The 19,711-nt window shown below is 66.4% G+C and carries 17 protein-coding genes, 1 tRNA gene and 1 riboswitch; of the genes, 7 read left to right on the forward strand and 11 right to left on the reverse strand.

The genetic code is table 11. The annotated features are described in order from the left end of the window. Position 1: 1 nt before the first annotated feature. The gene (locus F7R19_RS07080; protein ID WP_150979792.1) at positions 2–1,276 is read left to right on the forward strand and encodes an MFS transporter; all 1,275 of its coding nucleotides are present in this window, start codon (positions 2–4) and stop codon (positions 1,274–1,276) included. Positions 1,277–1,395: 119 nt separating this feature from the next. Further along, on the forward strand, positions 1,396–1,905 hold the full coding sequence (locus F7R19_RS07085; RefSeq protein ID WP_061953733.1) for a hypothetical protein: 510 nt from the start codon (positions 1,396–1,398) through the stop codon (positions 1,903–1,905). 13 nt (positions 1,906–1,918) lie between these two features. Here F7R19_RS07085 and F7R19_RS07090 read toward each other — a convergent pair whose 3' ends face one another. Together F7R19_RS07090 and F7R19_RS07095 are read right to left on the reverse strand one after the other, a co-directional pair. Then, positions 1,919–2,260 (reverse strand): hypothetical protein, encoded by a 342-nt coding sequence (locus F7R19_RS07090; RefSeq protein WP_061953756.1) that lies wholly within the window; start codon positions 2,258–2,260, stop codon positions 1,919–1,921. A gap of 49 nt (positions 2,261–2,309) precedes the next feature. After that, entirely contained in the window at positions 2,310–3,302 is a 993-nt protein-coding gene (locus tag F7R19_RS07095; RefSeq protein ID WP_150979793.1) for a LysR family transcriptional regulator, read from the reverse strand. 156 nt (positions 3,303–3,458) lie between these two features. Between F7R19_RS07095 and F7R19_RS07100 the strand changes: the two genes are divergently transcribed. Both F7R19_RS07100 and F7R19_RS07105 read left to right on the forward strand, forming a co-directional pair. Further along, on the forward strand, positions 3,459–4,772 hold the full coding sequence (locus F7R19_RS07100; RefSeq protein WP_150979794.1) for an MFS transporter: 1,314 nt from the start codon (positions 3,459–3,461) through the stop codon (positions 4,770–4,772). An 84-nt stretch (positions 4,773–4,856) separates the two neighbouring features. Next, on the forward strand, positions 4,857–6,353 hold the full coding sequence (locus F7R19_RS07105) for a M81 family metallopeptidase (RefSeq protein WP_150979795.1): 1,497 nt from the start codon (positions 4,857–4,859) through the stop codon (positions 6,351–6,353). An 85-nt stretch (positions 6,354–6,438) separates the two neighbouring features. Here the strand turns inward: F7R19_RS07105 and F7R19_RS07110 are convergent, their stop codons facing one another. Next, positions 6,439–6,906, reverse strand: coding sequence for a hypothetical protein (locus tag F7R19_RS07110; RefSeq protein ID WP_061953754.1), 468 nt, complete (start codon positions 6,904–6,906; stop codon positions 6,439–6,441). Between the two features lie 165 nt (positions 6,907–7,071). On the opposite strand from F7R19_RS07110, the gene F7R19_RS07115 reads away from it, so the two are divergent. Both F7R19_RS07115 and F7R19_RS07120 read left to right on the forward strand, forming a co-directional pair. Next, positions 7,072–8,649 (forward strand): GGDEF domain-containing protein, encoded by a 1,578-nt coding sequence (locus F7R19_RS07115; RefSeq protein ID WP_150979796.1) that lies wholly within the window; start codon positions 7,072–7,074, stop codon positions 8,647–8,649. A gap of 89 nt (positions 8,650–8,738) precedes the next feature. Beyond that, a tRNA-Leu gene (locus F7R19_RS07120) sits at positions 8,739–8,825 on the forward strand. A gap of 234 nt (positions 8,826–9,059) precedes the next feature. Here the strand turns inward: F7R19_RS07120 and F7R19_RS07125 are convergent. From F7R19_RS07125 to F7R19_RS07140, 4 genes are all read right to left on the reverse strand, one after another. Then, positions 9,060–10,325, reverse strand: coding sequence for a D-amino acid dehydrogenase (locus F7R19_RS07125; protein ID WP_223506254.1), 1,266 nt, complete (start codon positions 10,323–10,325; stop codon positions 9,060–9,062). A 175-nt stretch (positions 10,326–10,500) separates the two neighbouring features. Next, a riboswitch (glycine riboswitch) is annotated at positions 10,501–10,600 on the reverse strand. Positions 10,601–10,745: 145 nt separating this feature from the next. Continuing rightward, positions 10,746–11,426 carry a type 1 glutamine amidotransferase domain-containing protein gene (locus F7R19_RS07130; RefSeq protein ID WP_061953720.1) on the reverse strand — a complete coding sequence of 227 codons (681 nt, stop codon included), beginning with the start codon at positions 11,424–11,426 and terminating at the stop codon, positions 10,746–10,748. 162 nt (positions 11,427–11,588) lie between these two features. Next, a complete protein-coding gene (locus tag F7R19_RS07135; protein WP_150979798.1) occupies positions 11,589–12,149 on the reverse strand; it encodes a cytochrome b/b6 domain-containing protein in 561 nt (186 codons plus the stop codon). Between the two features lie 2 nt (positions 12,150–12,151). After that, positions 12,152–12,436, reverse strand: a complete 285-nt coding sequence (locus F7R19_RS07140; protein ID WP_061953715.1) for a PepSY domain-containing protein — start codon at positions 12,434–12,436, stop codon at positions 12,152–12,154. Between the two features lie 263 nt (positions 12,437–12,699). On the opposite strand from F7R19_RS07140, the gene F7R19_RS07145 reads away from it, so the two are divergent. Next, entirely contained in the window at positions 12,700–13,704 is a 1,005-nt protein-coding gene (locus F7R19_RS07145; protein ID WP_150979799.1) for a LysR family transcriptional regulator, read from the forward strand. Positions 13,705–13,822: 118 nt separating this feature from the next. Here the strand turns inward: F7R19_RS07145 and F7R19_RS07150 are convergent, their stop codons facing one another. The 4 genes from F7R19_RS07150 to F7R19_RS07165 all read right to left on the reverse strand — a co-directional run bounded on the left by F7R19_RS07150 (position 13,823) and on the right by F7R19_RS07165 (position 19,563). Then, positions 13,823–14,329, reverse strand: coding sequence for a DUF6630 family protein (locus F7R19_RS07150; RefSeq protein WP_061953711.1), 507 nt, complete (start codon positions 14,327–14,329; stop codon positions 13,823–13,825). A gap of 36 nt (positions 14,330–14,365) precedes the next feature. Then, positions 14,366–15,055, reverse strand: a complete 690-nt coding sequence (locus F7R19_RS07155; RefSeq protein ID WP_150979800.1) for an ArsR/SmtB family transcription factor — start codon at positions 15,053–15,055, stop codon at positions 14,366–14,368. A 258-nt stretch (positions 15,056–15,313) separates the two neighbouring features. Next, positions 15,314–16,723 (reverse strand): ATP-binding protein, encoded by a 1,410-nt coding sequence (locus tag F7R19_RS07160; RefSeq protein ID WP_170292562.1) that lies wholly within the window; start codon positions 16,721–16,723, stop codon positions 15,314–15,316. Further along, a complete protein-coding gene (locus tag F7R19_RS07165) occupies positions 16,720–19,563 on the reverse strand; it encodes an ATP-binding protein (RefSeq protein WP_150979802.1) in 2,844 nt (947 codons plus the stop codon). Before F7R19_RS07165 ends, F7R19_RS07160 begins: the two co-directional genes overlap by 4 nt. Positions 19,564–19,711: the final 148 nt, after the last annotated feature.

The raw sequence follows: 19,711 nt of genomic DNA on the forward strand, positions 1-19,711 counted from the left end.
GATGCGCCAACACAGGTCTTGCCATGATGCCGAGGCATTGCGTCTGCCGCACAGCGCGCCGTGGTGGCGCGGCAGCGCCATTCTGCTGCTGGCGGCTGGACTGGTGATGGGGCTGGCGCTGGGCGTGCGCCACGTTCAGGGCCTGTTCCTGCTGCCGATGATCGCGGACCGCGGCTGGACGCGCGAATCGTTCGCGCTGGCGATGGCTGTGCAGAATCTGGTGTGGGGCGTGGCGCAGCCGTTCACGGGCATGCTGGCCGACCGCTTCGGATCCTGGCGCGTGATGCTGGGCGGCATGGCGCTGTACGCCGCGGGCTTGTGCGGCATGGCGATGGCGCCATCGACACCGCTGTTCGTACTGACGGCCGGCATCTGCATCGGTATCGCCCAGTCCGGTACAACCTTCGGCGTGGTCTACGGCGCACTGAGCCGCATGGTGCCGCCCGCGCAACGCAGCCGCACGCTCGGTATCGCGGGCGCTTGCGGCGGCATTGGCCAGTTCCTGATGGTGCCTTCCGCACAGGCGCTGCTGTCGCTGACCGGCTGGCAACACACGCTGATCGTGTTCGCGGTGGCGGCCATCCTCGTCTTGCCGCTGACGCTGCCGTTCCAGGATCGCACCGGCGCCGGGGCAGGATCGCAAGCCGATGCCGATTCGCCGCCGATGCTGGCCGCGATTCGCGAGGCGTTTCGGCACTCGGGTTTCTGGCTGCTAAACCTGGGATTCCTGGCCTGCGGCTTCCAGCTCGCGTTTATCGCCAACCATCTGCCCGCCTACCTGCGCGACAAAGGCATGGCGCCGGCTAGCGCGATGATCGCCCTGGCCGTGATCGCGCTGGCCAATATCGCCGGCACATACCTGTTTGGCTGGCTCGGCGGGCTGCACACCAAGAAGTACCTGCTGGCCGGCATCTATCTGGCGCGCACCTCGGTCATGGCACTGTTCGTGCTGTTGCCGCTCAGCCCGTTCACGCTGTACGCATTTGCAGCCGTGATGGGATTTCTCTGGCTCGGCACCGTGCCGCTGACCAGCGGCATCGTTGCGCAGGTGTTCGGCGTGCGGTACATCACCACGCTGTTCGGCTTCGTCTTCTTTGGCCATCAGCTCGGGTCGTTCCTGGGCGTATGGCTCGGCGGCGTGGTATTCGAGCTCACGCATTCCTATGATTGGGTGTGGATCGGCGCGATGGCATTGGGCGTGGTCGCTGCCGCATTGCACTGGCCGATCGACGATCGCGAGATCGTGCGTCCCGCATGGCAAGGCGCGCGCAGTTGATGGAATAACCGGGCGCCATGGTGTGTTTACGTAACAGGCGGGATGCGGCGACGGCGATATGTGGAGTAAGCTTGGCGCCCAGTTTCATCTGCCGTTCCGTCGATACCCGGAGACACACCATGCGATTCCGACTCCGCGCCTGGATAGGCGTAGCCGCCCTGGCGCTCAGCGCCTGCACCACGCTGCAGCCCGTGGAAACCGCGCAAAAGATGATGGGAAGCCCGCAGGATTCGGTGCGCCAGGCGTTTGGCGAGCCCACCGACACGTTCCAGCGGGCCGACGGCACGCAGCGCTGGATCTATTCCAAGCAGCCATACGGCTATGAGATCTATGCCGCCGACTTCGATGCCGGCGGCCGTCTGAGCGGCTTTCGCCAGATGCTGACGGAAAACGAAGTCTATACGGCGCGCCCGGGCACGTGGACCAAGCAGGACGTGCTGGAACGCTGGGGCCGTCCGCGCGAGCCGATCCAGTACTACGCGTTGATGAAGCGGGAGGCGTGGTCGTACCGGATGTATCTGCCCGGCTATGTCCCGGCGCACTTCAGCGCCTACTTCGACGACGCCGGCGTACTCGACCGCACCATGATCATCATGGATTCGCGCGGCGGCGAGCGCAGCCGGCGCTAGCCCCGAAGCAACTTCAGCCGCGCCGTACCGCCGTCACTTTGCCCTGCATGACGTCGATGGTGCGGCGCTGCGGGTTGTAGTCCATCGTGCCGGGCATATGCTGGCCCTCGCGATTGCCAAAGCGCCACGCGCAGCCCTTCAGCAGCGCGGCCGCTTCGGCCTCGGTCTTGCCGATCAGCGCGTCGTCGCCGACCTTGTCGGCCTGGCAGCCCTCCGGCGTGCCGCGGCCGCCTTGCGGGCCGGGATCGGGCACGGCGCTGTCCGGCGCCTTCGATGCGCATCCGGCCATCATCGTGACCATCGCCGCCGCACCTGCAACGGCGGCCAGTTTCCAGTATCGCTTGCTTGCTGTCATCGTCATCGGTGGGCTCCTGGAAGAATGAGCGTCGATTCTAGCCGCACCGTCAGCCTTGCGGCGATTTTCGCGGACGCTGGCGTGGCGTCGTCGCCTTGGCCGGATGAGCACGCGCACGCGCGCGCGGCGCCGGTGCGGCAAACATCGGCATGTCGCGCAGGATGCAGCCCAGCAGCGTATTGGCGGCCACGCCCAGTGGCCGGCCGGCCTTTACCAGCACGCGCGCCTTGGCGGCTTCGAACAGCGGATGCGCGATGGGCAGCGTCACCAGCTCCCCCGATTCCAGTTCGCGGTACGCGGCAAATGCGCCCATCAGCGTGATGCCGTCGTGGCGCTTCACAAAGTGCCGCAGCACCGCCAGCGAATTGGTGGTCAGCGTGGGCCGGATCTGCACGTTTTCGGTATAGGCCAGCATCTGCACCACCTGTCCGAGCCCGAAGGCGGGCGGCATCAGCGCCAGCGGGTAATTGCCCAGCTCCCGCACGTTGACCTTGCCGCCGCGCCGCGCCAGCGGATGCCCGGCGCGCACCAGCAGCACCACCGGCTGCGGCGACGTGGCCACCCAGGTGATGTCGGCGTGCGAGGGCGGGTTGTAGGCCAGCCCGATATGCGCGCGGCTTTCTGCCACTTCCTGCAGCACGTTGTTCACGGGCAGCGTGTCGACAGTGACATCGAGCCGCGGATACTGCGCGCAGAAATCGGTCAGCACGTCGTCCATCAATCCATCGACATACCCTTCGCTGGTGGCGATGCGCACCTGGCCGTGCTGCAGCCCGCGCAAAGCCTGCAGACGGTCCTCGAACAATTCCTGCTGCGCGCGGCAGCCGCGCCAGTATTCGAGCAGATGCAAGGCGGCCTCGGTGGGCTGCACGCCGCGCGCGTGCCGGTCGAACAACGGCGCGCCTACTTCGTCTTCGAGCAGGCGGATCTGCCGCGTGATGACAGAGGGCGACGTGTTGATGCTGTCGGCCGCGCCGCGTATCGATCCGTGTGTGAGGACTTCATGGAAATAGCGCAGACGACGCTGGTTCAGTTCTCGCATGATGCATTGCCGATGGTGTTGCCGAATGGGCAACGATAGCCGACTTAAGTTGCTCTTGCTCTGTTTTTTCATCTGCCCGACGATCTTGCCAAACAACAAGACAGCGACCGCACAACGCCCATCGCATCCACCAGGCCGACCACGGGAGAGATAGACATGTCCGCCGCACTGCCCCCACGCACCACCACGGCGCACGCCGCCTATGAGGCGCTGTACCGCAAGCTGAACTGGCGCCTGCTGCCGTTTCTGCTGATCTGCTACACATTCGCGTACCTCGATCGCGTCAATATCGGCTTTGCCAAGCTGCAGATGCAAAGCGATCTCGGTTTTTCCGATGCCGTGTACGGACTCGGCGCGGGCATCTTTTTCTTCGGTTATGTGTTGTTCGAGATTCCCAGCAACCTGCTGCTGCCTCGCATTGGTGCGCGCAAGACCATCAGCCGCATTCTGGTGCTCTGGGGACTGACGTCGGCGGGCATGATGTTTGTGCGCGACGAAACCACGTTTTACGTGATGCGCTTTTTGCTTGGCGTGTTCGAGGCCGGCTTTGCGCCGGGCATGATCTTCTACCTGACGTACTGGTACGGCCAGCAGCGCATGGCGCGCGTGATGGCGGTGGTAATGCTGGCCGGGCCGATCGGCGGGATCTTCGGCTCGCCGTTGTCGACGTGGCTGATGACGGGTCTGTCCGGCGCGCATGGCCTGGAAGGCTGGCAATGGATGTTCCTGGTCGAAGGGCTGCCGTGTGTGCTGCTGGGTGTGCTCGCGCTGCGTGTGCTGGCCGATCGCCCCGCCGACGCCAGGTGGCTGAGCGAAGAGGAAAAGCGCCTGCTCGCCGCACAGCTGCACGCGCCGGCGTCCGGCCACCATTCGTTCGCACAGGTGGCGCGCGATCCGCGCGTGTATCTGCTGGCGTTTGCCTACTTCACGATGATTTGCGGCATCTACGCCGTAAGCTTCTGGCTGCCGTCGATCCTCAAGGCGGACGGCGTGACGGACACCATGCAGATCGGCTATTACTCGATGATCCCGTACATCGCCGCCGCGATTGCGATGGTCGTGATCGGCCGTCGTTCGGACCGCCGCGGCGAGCGCCGTCTGCATAGTGCGGTGCCGGCGCTGGTAGGCGCGGTTGCGTTGGCCGTGGCAACGATGTCGAGCGGCAATCTGGCCATCTCGCTGCTGTGCATGACCATTGCCACCGCGATGATGTGGACCGCCTACACCGTGTTCTGGGCGATTCCGTCGCAATACCTGAAGGGCGAGGCCGCAGCGGGCGGCATCGCGCTGATCAACACAATCGGCCTGATCGGCGGATTCCTGAGCCCGACCATCATCGGCTGGGTGCGCACCGCAACCGGCAGCATGCAGGCAGGCTTGTTCGTGATGGTTGGCCTGCTGGTGGCCGGCGCGATCACGCTGATCGTCAACCGCATGCCGTCGCCGCACGGCGCGGCGGCTACCGCCTGAAGCGACGAGCAGCGCGCCGACGCCACGCAGGCAGTCGGCAACGCGCGCGGCAAGGCATGACTGAGCATGAATGAGGAGAAGCAATTGGCAGCAACGATTCTGATCGCCGGCTTTCAGCACGAGACCAACACCTTCGCGCCGTCCAAGGCCACCTACGCCAGCTTCGAGCGCGGCGAGGGATTTCCGGCGATGGCGCGCGGCGACGATGTGCTGGCGCTGCGCGACGTGAACATTCCCGCAGGCGGATTCATCCGGGCCGCGCAGCGCTACGGGTGGACGCTGCGCCCGGTGGTGTGGGCCGGCGCGAGCCCCTCGGCGCATGTCACCGAAGACGCGTTCGAACGGATCGCCGGAGAGATCGTGGCAGCGGCGCGCGCAGGCGGCTTCGACGCGATCTATCTCGACCTGCACGGCGCGATGGTGGCCGAGCATGCCGACGATGGCGAGGGCACGCTGCTGGCGCGCCTGCGCGCGGTGATCGGTCAGCATGTGCCGATGGTGGCGTCGCTCGACCTGCACGCCAACGTCACGCAGGCCATGCTCGATGCGGCTGACGCGCTGGTGGCGTATCGCACCTACCCGCACGTCGACATGGCGGATACCGGCGAACGTGCCGCGGCGCTGCTGCAGGCGCGGCTCGGCGCCGGCGCACCGTGGCATCGCGCGGCGCGCCGGCTGCCGTTCCTGATTCCCATCAACGGCATGTGCACCATGCTGGAACCGGCGCGCGGCATGTACGCGCAGCTGGACTCGCTCGAGCGCGACGGCGTGGCGTCGCTGTCTTTCGCGCCCGGATTTCCCGCGGCCGATTTTCCTGAATGCGGGCCGGTGATCTGGGGCTATGGCCAGGACGCGGATGCCGTGAACGCGGCGGTGCAGGCGCTGTACGACCGCATGCTGGCCGAGGAAGCGGCATGGGAAGTGCCGTTCCTGTCGCCCGATGAAGCGGTGCGCGAGGCCATGCGCATGGCGCAGGACGCCACGCAGCCCGTGGTCATCGCCGATACGCAGGACAATCCCGGCGCCGGCGGGGATTCCAACACGATGGGCATGTTGCGCGCGCTGCTGCGCAACGGCGCGCAGCAGGCGGCCATCGGACTGATCTGGGACCCGGCCGTGGCCGCCGCCGCGCATCGCGCCGGGGTGGGGGCGGTGATCGACGTGGCGCTCGGCGGCGTCAGCGGCGTTGCGGGCGACGAACCGCTGCAGGCACGCTTCGAAGTGCTGAAACTGTCCGATGGCGTGTGCCGCTTTGGCGGCCCGATGATGCACGGCATGCTGGCCGATGTCGGGCCGGTGGCGCTGCTCGGCATCGACGGCGTGCAGGTGGTGGTCAGCGGCGGCAAGGCGCAGATGCTGGACCGAAACCTGTATCGCGTCGGCGGCGTGGAGCCGGAGGCGATGAAAATCCTGGTGAACAAGAGTTCGGTGCACTTCCGTGCCGATTTCCAGGGCATTGCGCATGCGGTGCTGGTGGCCAAGGCGCCCGGTCCGATGACTGCCGATCCGGCCGACTTGCCGTGGACGCGCCTGGCGCCCGGGATCCGGCTCAAGCCAATGGGCGCGCCGTTCCAGCGCTGAAGACGCGGCGCAGGATGGCGCGCGATGCCGTGCAGCGCAGGGCGTGCCTTTCGCGTGGCCCTTGCCGTGTGCGCGGCTGCCCGCACTACAGCTTTTGCGCCGCCGCGAGCCGGAGGATTTTCTGCCAGCGTGCGGCGGTAGCGCGATCGGGCATCGGGATCGCGAATTCGGCCTGCCGATGGTGCCGCAAGGAGAGCATCACATGCCAGCGCCCCTGGCGCGCTTGCGGCTGAGCGTCGGCGATGTCGGCAAAGATCAACACTTCGCGCTGGCCATCCATCTGCAGTACGCCGTTCTTGCGCTCGGCATCGAGCCGCAGGCTGCCCCATTCGCCCGACACCATCACCTCGCGCTCGCCGTGGAGGCGTCGGCCATGGATTGCGCGATAACGCCGCAGCCACGCCAGGAACAGCGCGCTCAGCACCGCCAGAATCGCCAGCACCGCAACGGTGCCGGCCAGCACGCCAAACGCGCCGGCCACGCGCTGATAGAGCCGGACCAGGCCGTAGATGAAGGCGCCGATCAGCGCCAGGCCAAGCAAAATGAAAGGCACGTAGGTTTCCGGAAAGATGGTTGTTGGACGATGGCGACACAGCGGCAGTGAATCGGCGCTTGTACCGCGCGTGGCGGCGTGCACGCGTTCTGGGCGCGACGGCGCCAGCCTATAATGAGCCGCTCCGCAGTGCCCCGGGGCTGTCATTCGCTCCGGTCAATTTCCATGCCATCGTATCCTCTCGTCCTTTGCCTGACCATTGCCGTCGTTTGCAGTGTGGGCATGGCCGTCGCCGCATGGCCACGGCGGGACGATCCCACGGTGCGCGCATTTCTGGTGCTGTCCGCGGGCGTGGCGATCTGGAGCGGCGGCCGACTGCTGGAAATCAGCGAGACCACGCTGGCCGGACGCATTTTCTGGGCAAAGTTCCAGTACCTGGGCATCGTCGCCGTGCCGATCGGCTGGCTGGTGGCGATGGTCCACGTCAGCCGGCCGCGCTACGTGGTGCCGTGGTCGTTGCTGTGCGTGCCCGTGCTGGCGGCAGTACTGACGCTGCTGCTGGTATTTACAAACGAACACCATCACCTGATCTGGACGTCGATCGAGCTGATGCCGCGCGGCGTGTCGCCCGGGGCGGTGTTCCGGCATGGCATCGGCTATACGATCGCCGCGGGCTGGGTTTACGCGCTGCTGGCGCTGAGCTTGTATTTTTTGCTCACCGCCGATGTTCCCAATGCGGCGCTGTCCCGGCGCGGACGCAATGTGCTGGTGGTCGGACTGATGCTGCCGCTGATGGCGCATATCGCCTACCTGTATCGCTGGACGGGGCCGCTCGGGGGCGATCTCACGCCGGCCACGTTTTCGCTGATGGCGGTGCTGGTCTGGCTGTGCGCGCTGCGCACGCATCTGGACGACATCGGCCACTATGCGCGGCTGCGCGTGTTCGACACGATCCGCGAGGGCTGCGTGATTCTGGGCGCGGGCGGGCGCATCGTCGAATTCAATCCCGCCGCGGTGCGCCTGCTGCCCGAGATCCGGCGCGGCCAGCTTTGTCCGCCCGAGTGGGACGAAGTGCTGACCGCGGCCGGCGATGCCAATCCCCATATCGTGGAACGCGCCGGCCTTGAACTGACCGCCGAGCCGGTGTGCCGGATGGACGGCAAGGAAATCGGCATGCTGGTGTTCATGCGCGACATCCGCCGCTATCAATCGCGCGAACGCGCGCTGGCCACCCAGCTTGGCGAAACCGAGGAGCAACTGTCGCGCGTGCAGGCCGATCTCGACATCGACGCGCTGACGAATATTCCGAACCGCCGCTTCTTCCAGCGCGCCTCGCTCGACGTGGTGGCGCGCGCTCACGAACTTGGCAAGGAAGTGGGCCTGCTGATCCTCGATGTCGATCTCTTCAAGCAATACAACGATCTCTATGGTCATCCGGTTGGCGACGAATGCCTGCGCAAGGTGGCTGAGGCGCTGACCGGCGTGCTGCGCGGAGAGCAGTTCTGCGCGCGGCTGGGCGGCGAGGAATTCGCCGTGATACTGCCGGATTCCGATCTTGACGAGACGCGCCGCGTGGCGCGCAACATGGTGGCCGCCGTACGCGACCTGGGCATTCCGCACAACGGCACGCCGGTGCAGCCGCTGGTCACGATCAGCGTGGGCGCGGTATGCGACGTGCCGGAAGCCCCGCGCCTGGAGCCGCTGCTGCACCGCGCCGACAGCGCGATGTACCGCGCCAAACGCGCTGGCCGCAATCGCTACGTGATCGACGGCAGTGTCTATCTGGGCTTGCAAAGCAACTGACGCGAATCGCTGCAACAAAGCGCTTGCAAATTCCAAAGGCTTCTGTAGAATTCGGCGCTCGCATCGCAGCAGCCATGCTGCGAGACGAAGCCCAGATGGCGGAATTGGTAGACGCACTAGGTTCAGGTCCTAGCGGTGGCAACACTGTGGAGGTTCGAGTCCTCTTCTGGGCACCAATTCGAAAGCCCTGCTCAACGAGCAGGGCTTTTTCATTTCCGGCCCAGAAAGGGAAGTCCCGGCGGACTTCCCGTGGGGACTCGAAAGGATTGCGCCTGCTGGCGCAATCCCGGGGTCGCGCATGGGTGACCGAGTCCTCTTCTGGGCACCAATTCGAAAGCCCTGCTCAACGAGCAGGGCTTTTTCATTTCTTGGCCCAGAAAGGGAAGTCCCTGTGGACTTCCCGCGGGGACTCAGCGCCGTCCCACCGCCAGATCGCCGATCGTCACGCGCGGATCCGGCGCAACCGACTGCCGCACCACATCGCCGACCATTTCGGCGGTGACCGCCGACAATGTCCAGCCCAGATGCCCGTGCCCGGTGTTGTAGAACACATTGGCGGCATGACCGCGGCCCACGCGCGGCATCATGTTCGGCATCATCGGCCGCAGGCCCGCCCATGGCACCACGCTGCGCGTGCTGACGCCGGGGAAACACTGATGCACCCAGTCGATCAGCGGACGAATCCGGTCTGCGCGGATGTCGCGATTGACGCCGTTGAACTCGGCGGTGCCAGCCACGCGGAAGCGGTCCGCGCCGAGCCGGCTCGTCACAAGCTTGGTTTCGTCGTCCAGCAGGCTTACGGTCGGCGCACCCGCCTGGCTTTGCGCGTCGGTCAGGTTCACCGTGATCGAATAGCCCTTGACCGGATAGATGTTCACGCGATCGCCCAACTGCCGGGCAAAGGCGCGGCTGCCCACGCCCGCGCACACCACCACGCCGTCGAATTCACGCGACGCCGGCAGGCCGTCCTGCGCCGATATCACTGTCGCGCGGCGACCCGTGGCGGATACGCTGCGCACTTCCTGGTTGTACAGCGTCTCTACGCCATGCCGGTCGATGGCCGCGGCCAGGCCGGTGGTGAACTTGTGGATGTCGCCGGTGGCGTCGCTCTCGGTGTAGTAGCCGCCGTAATAGCGCCCCGCCAGTGTTGGCTCGATCGCGCGCATTTCGTCGGGCGTGACCGCCCGGCGTTCCAGTCCGCCTTCGGCCAGCAGCGCCGATACGCGGCCGGCATGATCGAACCCGGCCTTGTTGCGGTAAATATGCAGGATGCCGCGTCGCTTCAGGTCGAAGTCGATGCCTTCGGCCTGCGCCCAGTCGAACAGATGCTGACGCGCGGCGATGGCCAGACGCGCGGTTTCGATTGTGTTGGCACGATAGTGCGGGATCGATGCGATGAACTCGCCGAACCAGCTCAGCTTGTGCCATGACGGGCGCGGATTCACCAACAGCGGGGCATCGTTGCGCAGCATCCATTTGATGCCTTTAACGAGCGTCGACCAGTGCGTCCAGACTTCCGCATTCGACGCCGACAACTGGCCGCCATTGGCAAACGACGTCTCCATCGCCGCATAGCGGTGGCGTTCGAACAGCGTGACGGAGAAACCGCGCCGGGCCAGCGCGTAAGCGGTCGTGACGCCGGTAATTCCGCCGCCAATTACTGCAATGGTTTTCATGGAAAGGTCTTTCGGGACGTCATGGGATGGCAGTCCACGGCGCACCATGCGCTGTCGTGGACGCCCCCTCTGTCCTTGACCTGAGAGATTTCGCCATGCCCGGCGGGTAGCCGCGCACCGCTTGCTCCTTCGGTACCGCCGGCGGACGTGCGCGCCGGCAGTTCTTCAGAGTGCAATAGCGATACCGGTCCGTTTGCCTGAGAGTTTCCGGGGCGGTTGCTCCTTCGGCGCCGTACCTGCCAGGCGGCTGGCACGGACTCTCCCGATATCGCGCATTCAATGGCGGCAACTATGCCACAGCTTTTGGCGATTCGGCTATGCGATCGTGTGTTTGGCGGTGCGCTGGCTGTTGCGCCATCGCCGCGCTCACACCCGAACCGCGCCGCGATCACGCGGCATCCGCGCCGGCACCCGGCGTGCTTACTTGCCCAGCAGTTTCAACAGTGCATGCGCGGCCGCTTCCGACGATGCGGGATTCTGGCCCGTGACCAGCTTCCCATCGGTGATCGCGTAGCTGCCCCAATCGTCGGTCCGCGAGAAATTCGCGCCATGCTGCTTGAGCATGTCTTCCACCAGAAACGGCACCACGTTGGTCAATTGCACGGCCTCTTCTTCGGAATTGGTGAAGCCGGTGACGTTGCGGCCCTTGACCAGCGGCTGCCCATCGGCGCCTTTCACGTGACGCAGCACGCCGGGCGCATGGCATACCGCCCCGACCGGCTTGCCGGCGCGGTCGAATGCCTCGATCAACGCGATCGACCGCTTGTCTTCAGCGAGATCCCACAGTGGGCCGTGGCCGCCCGGATAAAACACGGCGTCGAAATCGCCAACATCGACCTGGTCGAGCGTCCTTGTCGACGCCAGTTCGCGGCGCGCTTCGGCGTCAGCCTGGAAGCGACGCGTCGCATCGGTCTGCGCGCCCGGATCGTCGCTCTTCGGGTCGATCGGCGGCTGGCCGCCCTTGGGCGATGCCAGCGTGATCTGGACGCCCGCATCCTTGAACACGTAGTAGGGCGCGGCAAACTCTTCCAGCCAGAATCCCGTCTTCTTGCCGGTATTGCCGAGCTGGTCGTGAGAGGTCAGCACCATCAGGATTTTCATTGCCATTCTCCGATTGCGTAGGGGGCACAAGCCGGTGCCGCACAGGGCGGGGCATCGGCGGTCGGCACATGGTACGCCCGTTGCGCGCCCCGGATCATGGCGATGCGGACAGGATCGTTCGGCGATCGTTTAGTGAGTCGCCCGGTGCGTCGCTTTGACGGCTCAGCGCTGCGGCGGAAGTTCTCTGCCGCGCCGCTTGCGGCCCGTCAGCATGGCGGCGACGAGGTTTTCGCGGCCCTTGATGCTCATGGCGATAGCGGCCGCGATGTGCAGCAGAACCAGCCCGAGCAGCGCGTTGGACAGCCAGCGATGGATGTCGATGGGCCAGTCTTCACCCCAGAACGGGTCCAGGCGCGACATCCAGCCGGTGACCGCCAGGGCCAGGATCAGCGCCCACATCGCCAGCATCGTCACGGCGCCCAGCGGCGTGTGGCTGACAAAGCGCGGCGCACGGCCTTGCATCAATGCGCGGCCATAGGCGAGCACGCCAGCGGGACGCGGCAGCCACGCGCCAAAGCGCGCGTGCTCGCTACCCACGAAACCCCACGCGATGCGCGCCAGCACGAGCCCGGCTGCAACATAGCCGACATAGCGGTGCCACGGCCCGCCCGAATCGTCGATCAGGTCATAGCACACGATGGCGGCCACGCCCCAGTGCGTAATGCGCACCACCGGATCCCAGACACGGACCCAGCCGCGCGCGTCTGCAGCCGGAACGCCCATGCCTACTTCCCGATTTCGGATTTGACGATGTCGAGCGTCTTGGTATCGAAGTAGATCTCGGCTTTCTTGCCGTCCTTGGTGGTGCCGTAGATCTCGTAGCAATTGCCGTCGATCTTGAACTTCTTGATGTTGTAGCCCTGGGCTTCGATTTTTGCCTTGGCGTCGGCCTCCGAGATCCATTCCGACTTGGGATGTTTTTCGCAGTTGGCGCCGGCCAGTGCAGCAGTGGAAAACGTTCCGCCTGCGGCCACGATGGCCAATGCGGCAAATGCGGTGGTCTTGTTCATGCCAACTCCAGCAAAAAGCCCCTGATCGGGCGACGTGTGGATGCTAGAGGCAAATGAGACCGATTCTCAATCATGGCTTTCCCGATATGCATGAGTGGTGCATACGAGACAAAAATCGGCAAACGTCATCTCGCTGTCATGCTGCTGAAATATCCATGCTGTGGACATGGGCTTCATCATTGTTCGCGTTGTGGGACAATCGCGCGCACCGATCAGGGTTTTCCCGGTGTCTGACTGAGAAAAATATCGTATGAAGGTGTCGCATGAAATCGATTGACTGGAAAGACTGGGAAATCTTCTGCCGCGTGGTGGAAGGTGGGGGCTTCACGCAGGGGGCCGAACTGGCGGAAGTTCCAAAGTCGTCGGCAAGTGCCGCGGTGGCACGCCTGGAGGGGCAATTGGGCGTGCGCCTGTTCGAGCGCACCACGCGCCGCGTGCGCGTGACGCAGCGCGGCCAGCAACTCTACGATCGCGTTTCGCCACTGTTTGGCGCGCTGCGGGAAATCAGCGCGGAAGCGGCATCGGTCAGCGACGAGGTCAGTGGCACCATCCGCATCGCCACGCCGTATGAAGTGGGCTCGCAGCATTTGTCACCCACGCTGAATCGTCTGCTCAAGCAGCATCCATCGCTACGCGTACAGCTCGACGTCAGTTGGGATCAGCCCGACCTGATTCGCCACGGTTATGACCTCGCCTTCGTGATGACCGACACGGGCCTGCACGACAGCTCTTTTGCCAGCAAGCGCGTGGTGCTGATCGAGCGCGCCTTCTACGCCGCGCCGTCACTGATCCGCGAGCGCGGTCTGCCTCGCTCGCCGCAGGATCTGGTTGGCTGGCCGACGGTCGGCAATCTGGACGACACGCATTGGGAATTCCTGCGCGACCACGTGGAAACGTTTTCGATGGATGTGCAACCGCGCATTTGCACGCACAACGCGGAAGTGCGGCTCAAGGCCGCGGTGGATGGGCTTGGCATCACGCGCCTGTCGCCGCGTTTCGTGCATGAACAACTGGTGCAAGGGCAACTGGTGCGCGTACTGCCGGGCTACAGTTCGTCGCCGCTGAAGGTTTACGTGCTGATGCCCGCCCGCAAACTGATGCCGGCCAGCGTGCGGGCATTCCTGAACGCGCTGGAAGAAACGCTCGGCGTGCCGGAAACGCGCCGCCCCGCACCGCGCGCCACGCCGCTGCCGGAAGCCGCCCAGGCATCGATCGTCGAGCAACCGGCGGGCGACGACGGCACGCCCACGGTGCTGTCGCTGGAATAGCGGCGGCTCGCCGCGAATCGCGCGCGCCCACCGACGGATCGCCGGAGCCGCGCGCCATCGGCAGCGCACCTCGGCGCAAACTTGTCGAAGCCGATTGCGCCGTGCGTCTGCGCCAGGCTCAGTACGGCTGATCGCCGCTGCGCAGATCGAAGGCGAGTGTTTCGGCGATTTCCAGCATTTCGTCGTCGTCCTCGCTGCGCGTAATCCAGCCCGCGTAGGCATCGCCGCCGGTATCCCAGTTCCATAGCGTGTAGCCCGCCACGCGCAACTGGTCGGTGGCCAGCTCCATCAGTTCGGGCACGCTGGTGCCTTCCAGAAAATCCTCGTCTTCGGGATCGTCGGTGCCCCAGTCGATTTCCAGATCGATGCGTTCGCAGAGCTGGTTCAGGCAGCCGATAAACGATTCCACGTCTTTCCAGTCGACGTAGAAACCTGCTTCCCAGTCGATGATTTCCTTGATCTGGTAAAGCAGCGCTTCCGCGTCGGCCTCGTCTTCCTCGGCGTCTTCGAGCGCCTCTTCCAGCAGCGCCAGATGACGCGCGCTCTGCTGCGAATCGCCAAGATTGATCAGCGCAAACAGCCGGCTCACGGCGTCCTGTGCGTCGTCTTCCAGTTCGATCGACATGTGCTGCTCCTTTCTCCTTTGATGTCGAAACTTGGCTCAAGCGGCCATTTTGCCGATTTCGCGCTGCCCGTGCGGGGTGACGCGCAGCGCGCGCGAGCGCGTGGTGGCTTCGATCCAGCCGCGCTGCAGCAGCGCTTGCAGCAACGCCGCGCCGAGCGCCCCGCCAAGATGCGGCTTGCGCTCGCTCCAGTCCGGACAGGTGCAGGCGAATTGCCGGCGCTTGCGGCGCGTGGCGTCGAGGTCGATGCCCAGGTGCGTCATCGCCTGCGCACCATCGCCGGTCAGGTCGACCTGGCTGCCATGCACGGCCAGCCAGCCCGCCTGCGACATTCGTTCGAAAAGACCCACTGCGAGTTCCCCGGCCATATGGTCGTAGCAGGTGCGCGCCTGCCGCAGCGCGGGCGGTGCGGTTCTGGAGACCGGCACGGCACGCATGCGCGGCGGCTGACTGGCCAGCGAAGCCGTGGCCAGCGCCTCGATGGCGGCGCCGATCTCAGGCGCGGCCAGCCGGTAATAGCGATTGCGACCGCGCGTTTCCACGGCGAGCAGCCCGCCTTCGGACAACCGCGCCAAATGCCCGCTTGTGGACGACGCGGACAACCCCGCAATCATCGCCAACTCCCCGGCCGGCCGCGCGCTGCCGTCCATCAGCGCCCACAACATGGCGGCGCGCCCCGGATCGGCCAGCAATCCAGCCAACTGGCTGATGCCTGGTGCGTATTCCATTGTTCATCGCGGTGTGAAGAGACGGATGCAGTATAGGGCGGGAGCGGTTGATTGGTGTGAGCCGAGGAAATTAAGTCCTTGGAGCGGGGCGGTCAGACGAATTTTCCAGTGCAGCCTTCACCGGAATTCCTCGTCGAACCTTTTTTAGGTTGGAAATTGAAGCGGGACGGCGATGCCGGCTTTACATCGGGCGTTCCTTCGCCGTTGATTTGCGCGCTTGATCCCGCGATGCCGAATCGCGCGAATCGCCCCAGCCTTCTACTGCTGCGACATGAACGCGCGAGTGATCGCGCACAGTCTGAAGTGGGCATCGGGCAGCGGCACCAGTAGCGAGCGGGCGGACAGGGACTGGAGCAGCGCGTGGACGGCGGGCGTGTCGATGCCGGTCAGTGCGGCGGCCTGCGACAGGTTGAAAGGGCCGTTGGCCGCGCACAGGCGCTGCAGCGCGCGACGCTCGTCGCCGGGCAGACGGCCTACGCTCCAGTTCATCGACGCCCTGAGCGAGCGCTGGCGGGGGTGGGTGCAGCGCCGCTGCACGTCGAGCAGCGCATAGCGTGCGTCCACATGATCGAGCAGGCCGAGCACGCCGAATGCGTCGACGCTGGCTGCGGCAAGCTCGATGGCCAGTGGCACGCCTTCCAGCCTGCGGCACAGCGCGGCCACGGTCGGTGCGTCGCGGTCGTTGAGCACGAATTCCGCGGCGCTGGCCTGGGCGCGCGAGACGAACAACTGGACCGCGGCGAACTGCATCGCCGCATGGGCCGTGATCGGCGTGTCGCTCTCCGGCGGCACCGCCAAGGGCAGCAGCGGCACGACGCGTTCTTCAGGCAGGCGCAGCGGCTCGCGGCTGGTGGCAAGCACCGACGGCCCCGCCACCGATAGTAGTTGCGCGATGCAGTGTGCAACGGCTGCCGGCGCGGCTTCGCAGCTATCGAATACGATCAGCGTACGCTTGCCGGCCACCGACCGGGCCAGCATGCCGATCTCGTCGCTGGGTGCCACGCCCATAGTGCTGGCCAGTGCACGCGGCAGATGCGCGGCGTCGGACAGCATGCTGACGTCGATGAAGCACACGCCGTCCGCGTCGCGCGGCCAACGATCCACCGCTTCCAGCGCCAGCGTGGTCTTGCCGATGCCGCCCATGCCGACCACCGTGACCAGCCGCGCGGTGTCGAGCTGGATCTGCAGACGCACCGCATCCACATCGCGTCCGACCATCGCCGCCAGCCGGTGGGGAAGGCCGCCGGGCCACGCGCCGTGCGTGGGCGCATTTGTTATCGGTATCGTGTCGACCGCGCCGTTGTAGCGATAGCCGCGTCCCGGCACGTTTTCGATCGCGGTGCCGTGGCTGCCCAGCGCGCGCCGCAACTGGGCGACCTGCACCCGCAGACTGCTTTCCTCGACAACGAGGCCAGGCCACGCGGCGGCAGTCAGTGTGTCGCGCGACACTACGTCGCCGGCTTGCCGCAGCAGAGCGGCGAGGATGTCGAACGCGCGGCTGCCCAAGGCAAGCGGCTGGCCATGCAGCGTCAGCTGACGTTGCGCCGGCCACATCGTCAACGATCCGCTACGCCACGCCAGCGCGCACTCGGTGGCAACGGTGGCATTGGTGGCATTCGTGGTATCGGTTTCGGCTTCGACGCTCGCCATGTCGGGTGTTGGGTTCATGGCTGCGCGCACGCCTGGGCCAGCGCCTGCGCGGCGCGATAGTCGGCCGTGTCGTGCCCTTCGCTGAAGTGCGCGCAAGTGTCGTGCAACAGGTCGCCGGCCCTGGCTGCATGGCCTTGTTCGCGCCACACGCGGGCCAGGCTCAGTGCGGTGCGCAGCTCCCACGCCCGCGCGCCCTGACGGCGCGCCAGCGCGAGGATGTCCTGGAATGCTTGCGCCGCGGCGATGCGTCCGGCGTCCGTATGACGGTCCGGCGCATGCTCCGCGGCCACGCGCCGCACTTCTGCCATGCACCAGCCCGATACGCCGGCCTGCGCGCGCGATATGGCCAGCGGCGTCAGGAACGGCGCACCGAACGTGGCGTAGAGGTCGGCCTGCTTGCCGCCGGTATGCGCGATGCGGGCGAGTAGTTGCTGACGCGCGAGCGGCGACGCGGCCACGGCGCCGTCCTGGTCGCGCAGGCGCAGCGCGGCGTCGAGCAGATCCGTCCAGCCGTGCCATGCCACCAGCGCATGGCGCGCCGAATGTTCGTGCAAGCGCGCGGCGTAGCCGTGCAGCGCAGCTTCGTCGCCGCGCCACAGCGCGATCGGGCACGCGGCAAATGCCAGCGCCTGGGCCAGCGAAAGCGGCATGTCGTCGAGCGCCAGGGCGACGCACTGGTCGGCCATTTCGGCGGCGCTGTCGGCGCTGCCTTCCAGCCATAGCGTGCGCGCGAGCACCAGACGCATGCAGACGCGCCGATCCACCAGCGCGGTGAGATTGTCGACGGGATGCACCAGCGGGCTTGGGTCATGCGACACGCGCGAGGCCAGTTCGCGCGCGGTGCGGTGATCGCCGAGATAGTGATGCGCCAATGCCAGCGTGTGATCGGCCCAGACCTGCGCGAGCGGATCGGCGTCGCGCGCGGCCAGCGCGCGCATCGCTGCGCCGTGCCGGCGTCCGCCTGCGTAGTCGCCGCGCGCCAGCGCAAGCATGGCGATGCCGGTCAACGCCTGGATATGCGGGCCGGTTTGCGGCAGCGCAGCGGTGGCCGCCAACGCGCGTTCGTAGGCGTCCTCGGCGCCGGCTTCGAGCCCGCGCGTGTGATAGATCAGCGTGCCTAATGCCACGCGCAGGCGCGCCACCAGCGTGGCGTCGAGCGTGACCGCGCCGTCGTCGGCCATCGCCAGCGCACGCGCCGCATAGCCGCAGAATTCGTCGAGCCGCGACAGGTAATAGCCCAGCGGCAGCGCGGCCAGGATCAGCGTGGCGCCCAGATCGGCATCGCCATCGGCCGACAGGGCCCATCCGATGGCGGCGCGCACGTCGTCGATCGCGCCGCCAAAACGGTTGGTCCACCCCACCTGCCCCAGCGCGGGTTCGTCGATCCATGCGGCGTGCAGCGTGGTGCGCCAGTAGCGTGCGTGGCTGGCCAGCAGGGCGCGCCGCGCGCCACTCTGCGTCAGCCGTTGCCGCGCGTAGGCGCGCGTGGTGCCGGGCAGCCGGTAACGTACGGTCTGCTCGCTGGCGTCGACCGAGACCAGCGATTTCGCCACCAGTGCGGCAATGCCTGCCACCACGTCGCCGCGATCAATCTGCGCGCCGGTCACCACTGCGCGCGCGTCGGCCAGCGTGAAATCGCCGGCAAACACCGATAGCCGCTTCAGCAGCGTGCGCTCGCGTTCTTCGAGCGTGTCGTAGCTCCAGTCCAGCAGCGCGCGCAACGTGCGATGTCGCGGCGGCACCAGTTCGCTGTTCCAGGCTTCGATCTGAAACCGGTTGGCGAGCAGGTCGCGCAGCGTGTCGATGCCGAATGCATGCGCCTGCGCGGCAACCAGTTCGATGGCCAGCGGCATGCCGTCGAGGCTTGCGCACAGATCCACCACGCCGCGCGCGTCGTCGTCCTGCAACTGGAACGTATCGGCGCTATGGATCGCGCGCTCGACGAACAGTTGTACCGCCGCATATCGCATCGCTTCGGCGGCGCTGATCTGTTGCCGGGGCCCGGGCAGCGCCAGCGGCGGCACGCGCTGCACCCATTCGCCGTCGCAGCGCAGCGGTTCGCGGCTGGTGACCAACACGTGCACGCCGGGTGTGGCGCGCAGCAGGGTCAGCACCAGCACCGCCACGGCATCGATCAGATGCTCGCAGCTGTCCAGCACGATCAGCATCCGCCGGTTCGCTAACGCCTGCACCAGCGCGGCGGACGATGTGGCGTCGGAAGTCATGCCCAGCGTGGCGGCGAGTGCGCCGTTGACCAGCGCCGGATCGGCCACGCGGCCCAGGTCGACAAAGCGCACGCCGTCGGCATAGCGCGGCAGCACGCGTTCGGCCAGCGCCAGCGCGATGGTGGTCTTGCCCATGCCGCCCGCGCCGCACAGCGTCAGCAGCCGCCATTCGGGCAGGCTCTGGGCCAGCGCGGCAACGAGGTCGTCGCGGCCGATCATGCGGGTGACACGGGCGGGAAGATTGTGCGATGTGGCGGCGTGTGGCGTGGCGTGCGCCGATGTCGTGGCCGGCGGCTGCCGTGTGACCGGCGCGACAAAGCAGTAGCCGCGTCCCGCCACGCTGGCGATAAACCGCGTGCCGCCCTGGCCATCGCCAAGCAGCTTGCGCAGCGCGCTCAGATGCACGCGCAGCGTTGCTTCCTCGGCATCGCCATCGGGCCATGCCAGGCTGATCAGTTCCTGCTTGCTGACGACTTCGCCGGCGCGCGCCACCAGTGCCAGCAACAGATTGCGGGCGCGCACGCCGATCCGGAGCGGACGGCCGTCTTCCAGCAGCAGGCCATGAGCCGCATGCAGCGTGAAGGGTCCAAAGCGCAACGGAGGGTCGACGAAAGCGGGGGCGGCCTGGGTCATCGATGGGATCGGCTGGCGGCTTGGCGGGCAAGTCACAAGCCGTATTCTGCAAGGTCGGTCCGTCCCGGGCAAATCGGCTGTTCGGAGGAGGACCACTATGTTGCGTCGCCGCAAGGGTGTCGATTATTGCAGCGATTCGTGATTCCTT

Origin of the sequence: Cupriavidus pauculus (assembly GCF_008801835.1) — a bacterium.
GTDB classification, from domain to species: Bacteria; Pseudomonadota; Gammaproteobacteria; order Burkholderiales; family Burkholderiaceae; genus Cupriavidus; species Cupriavidus pauculus.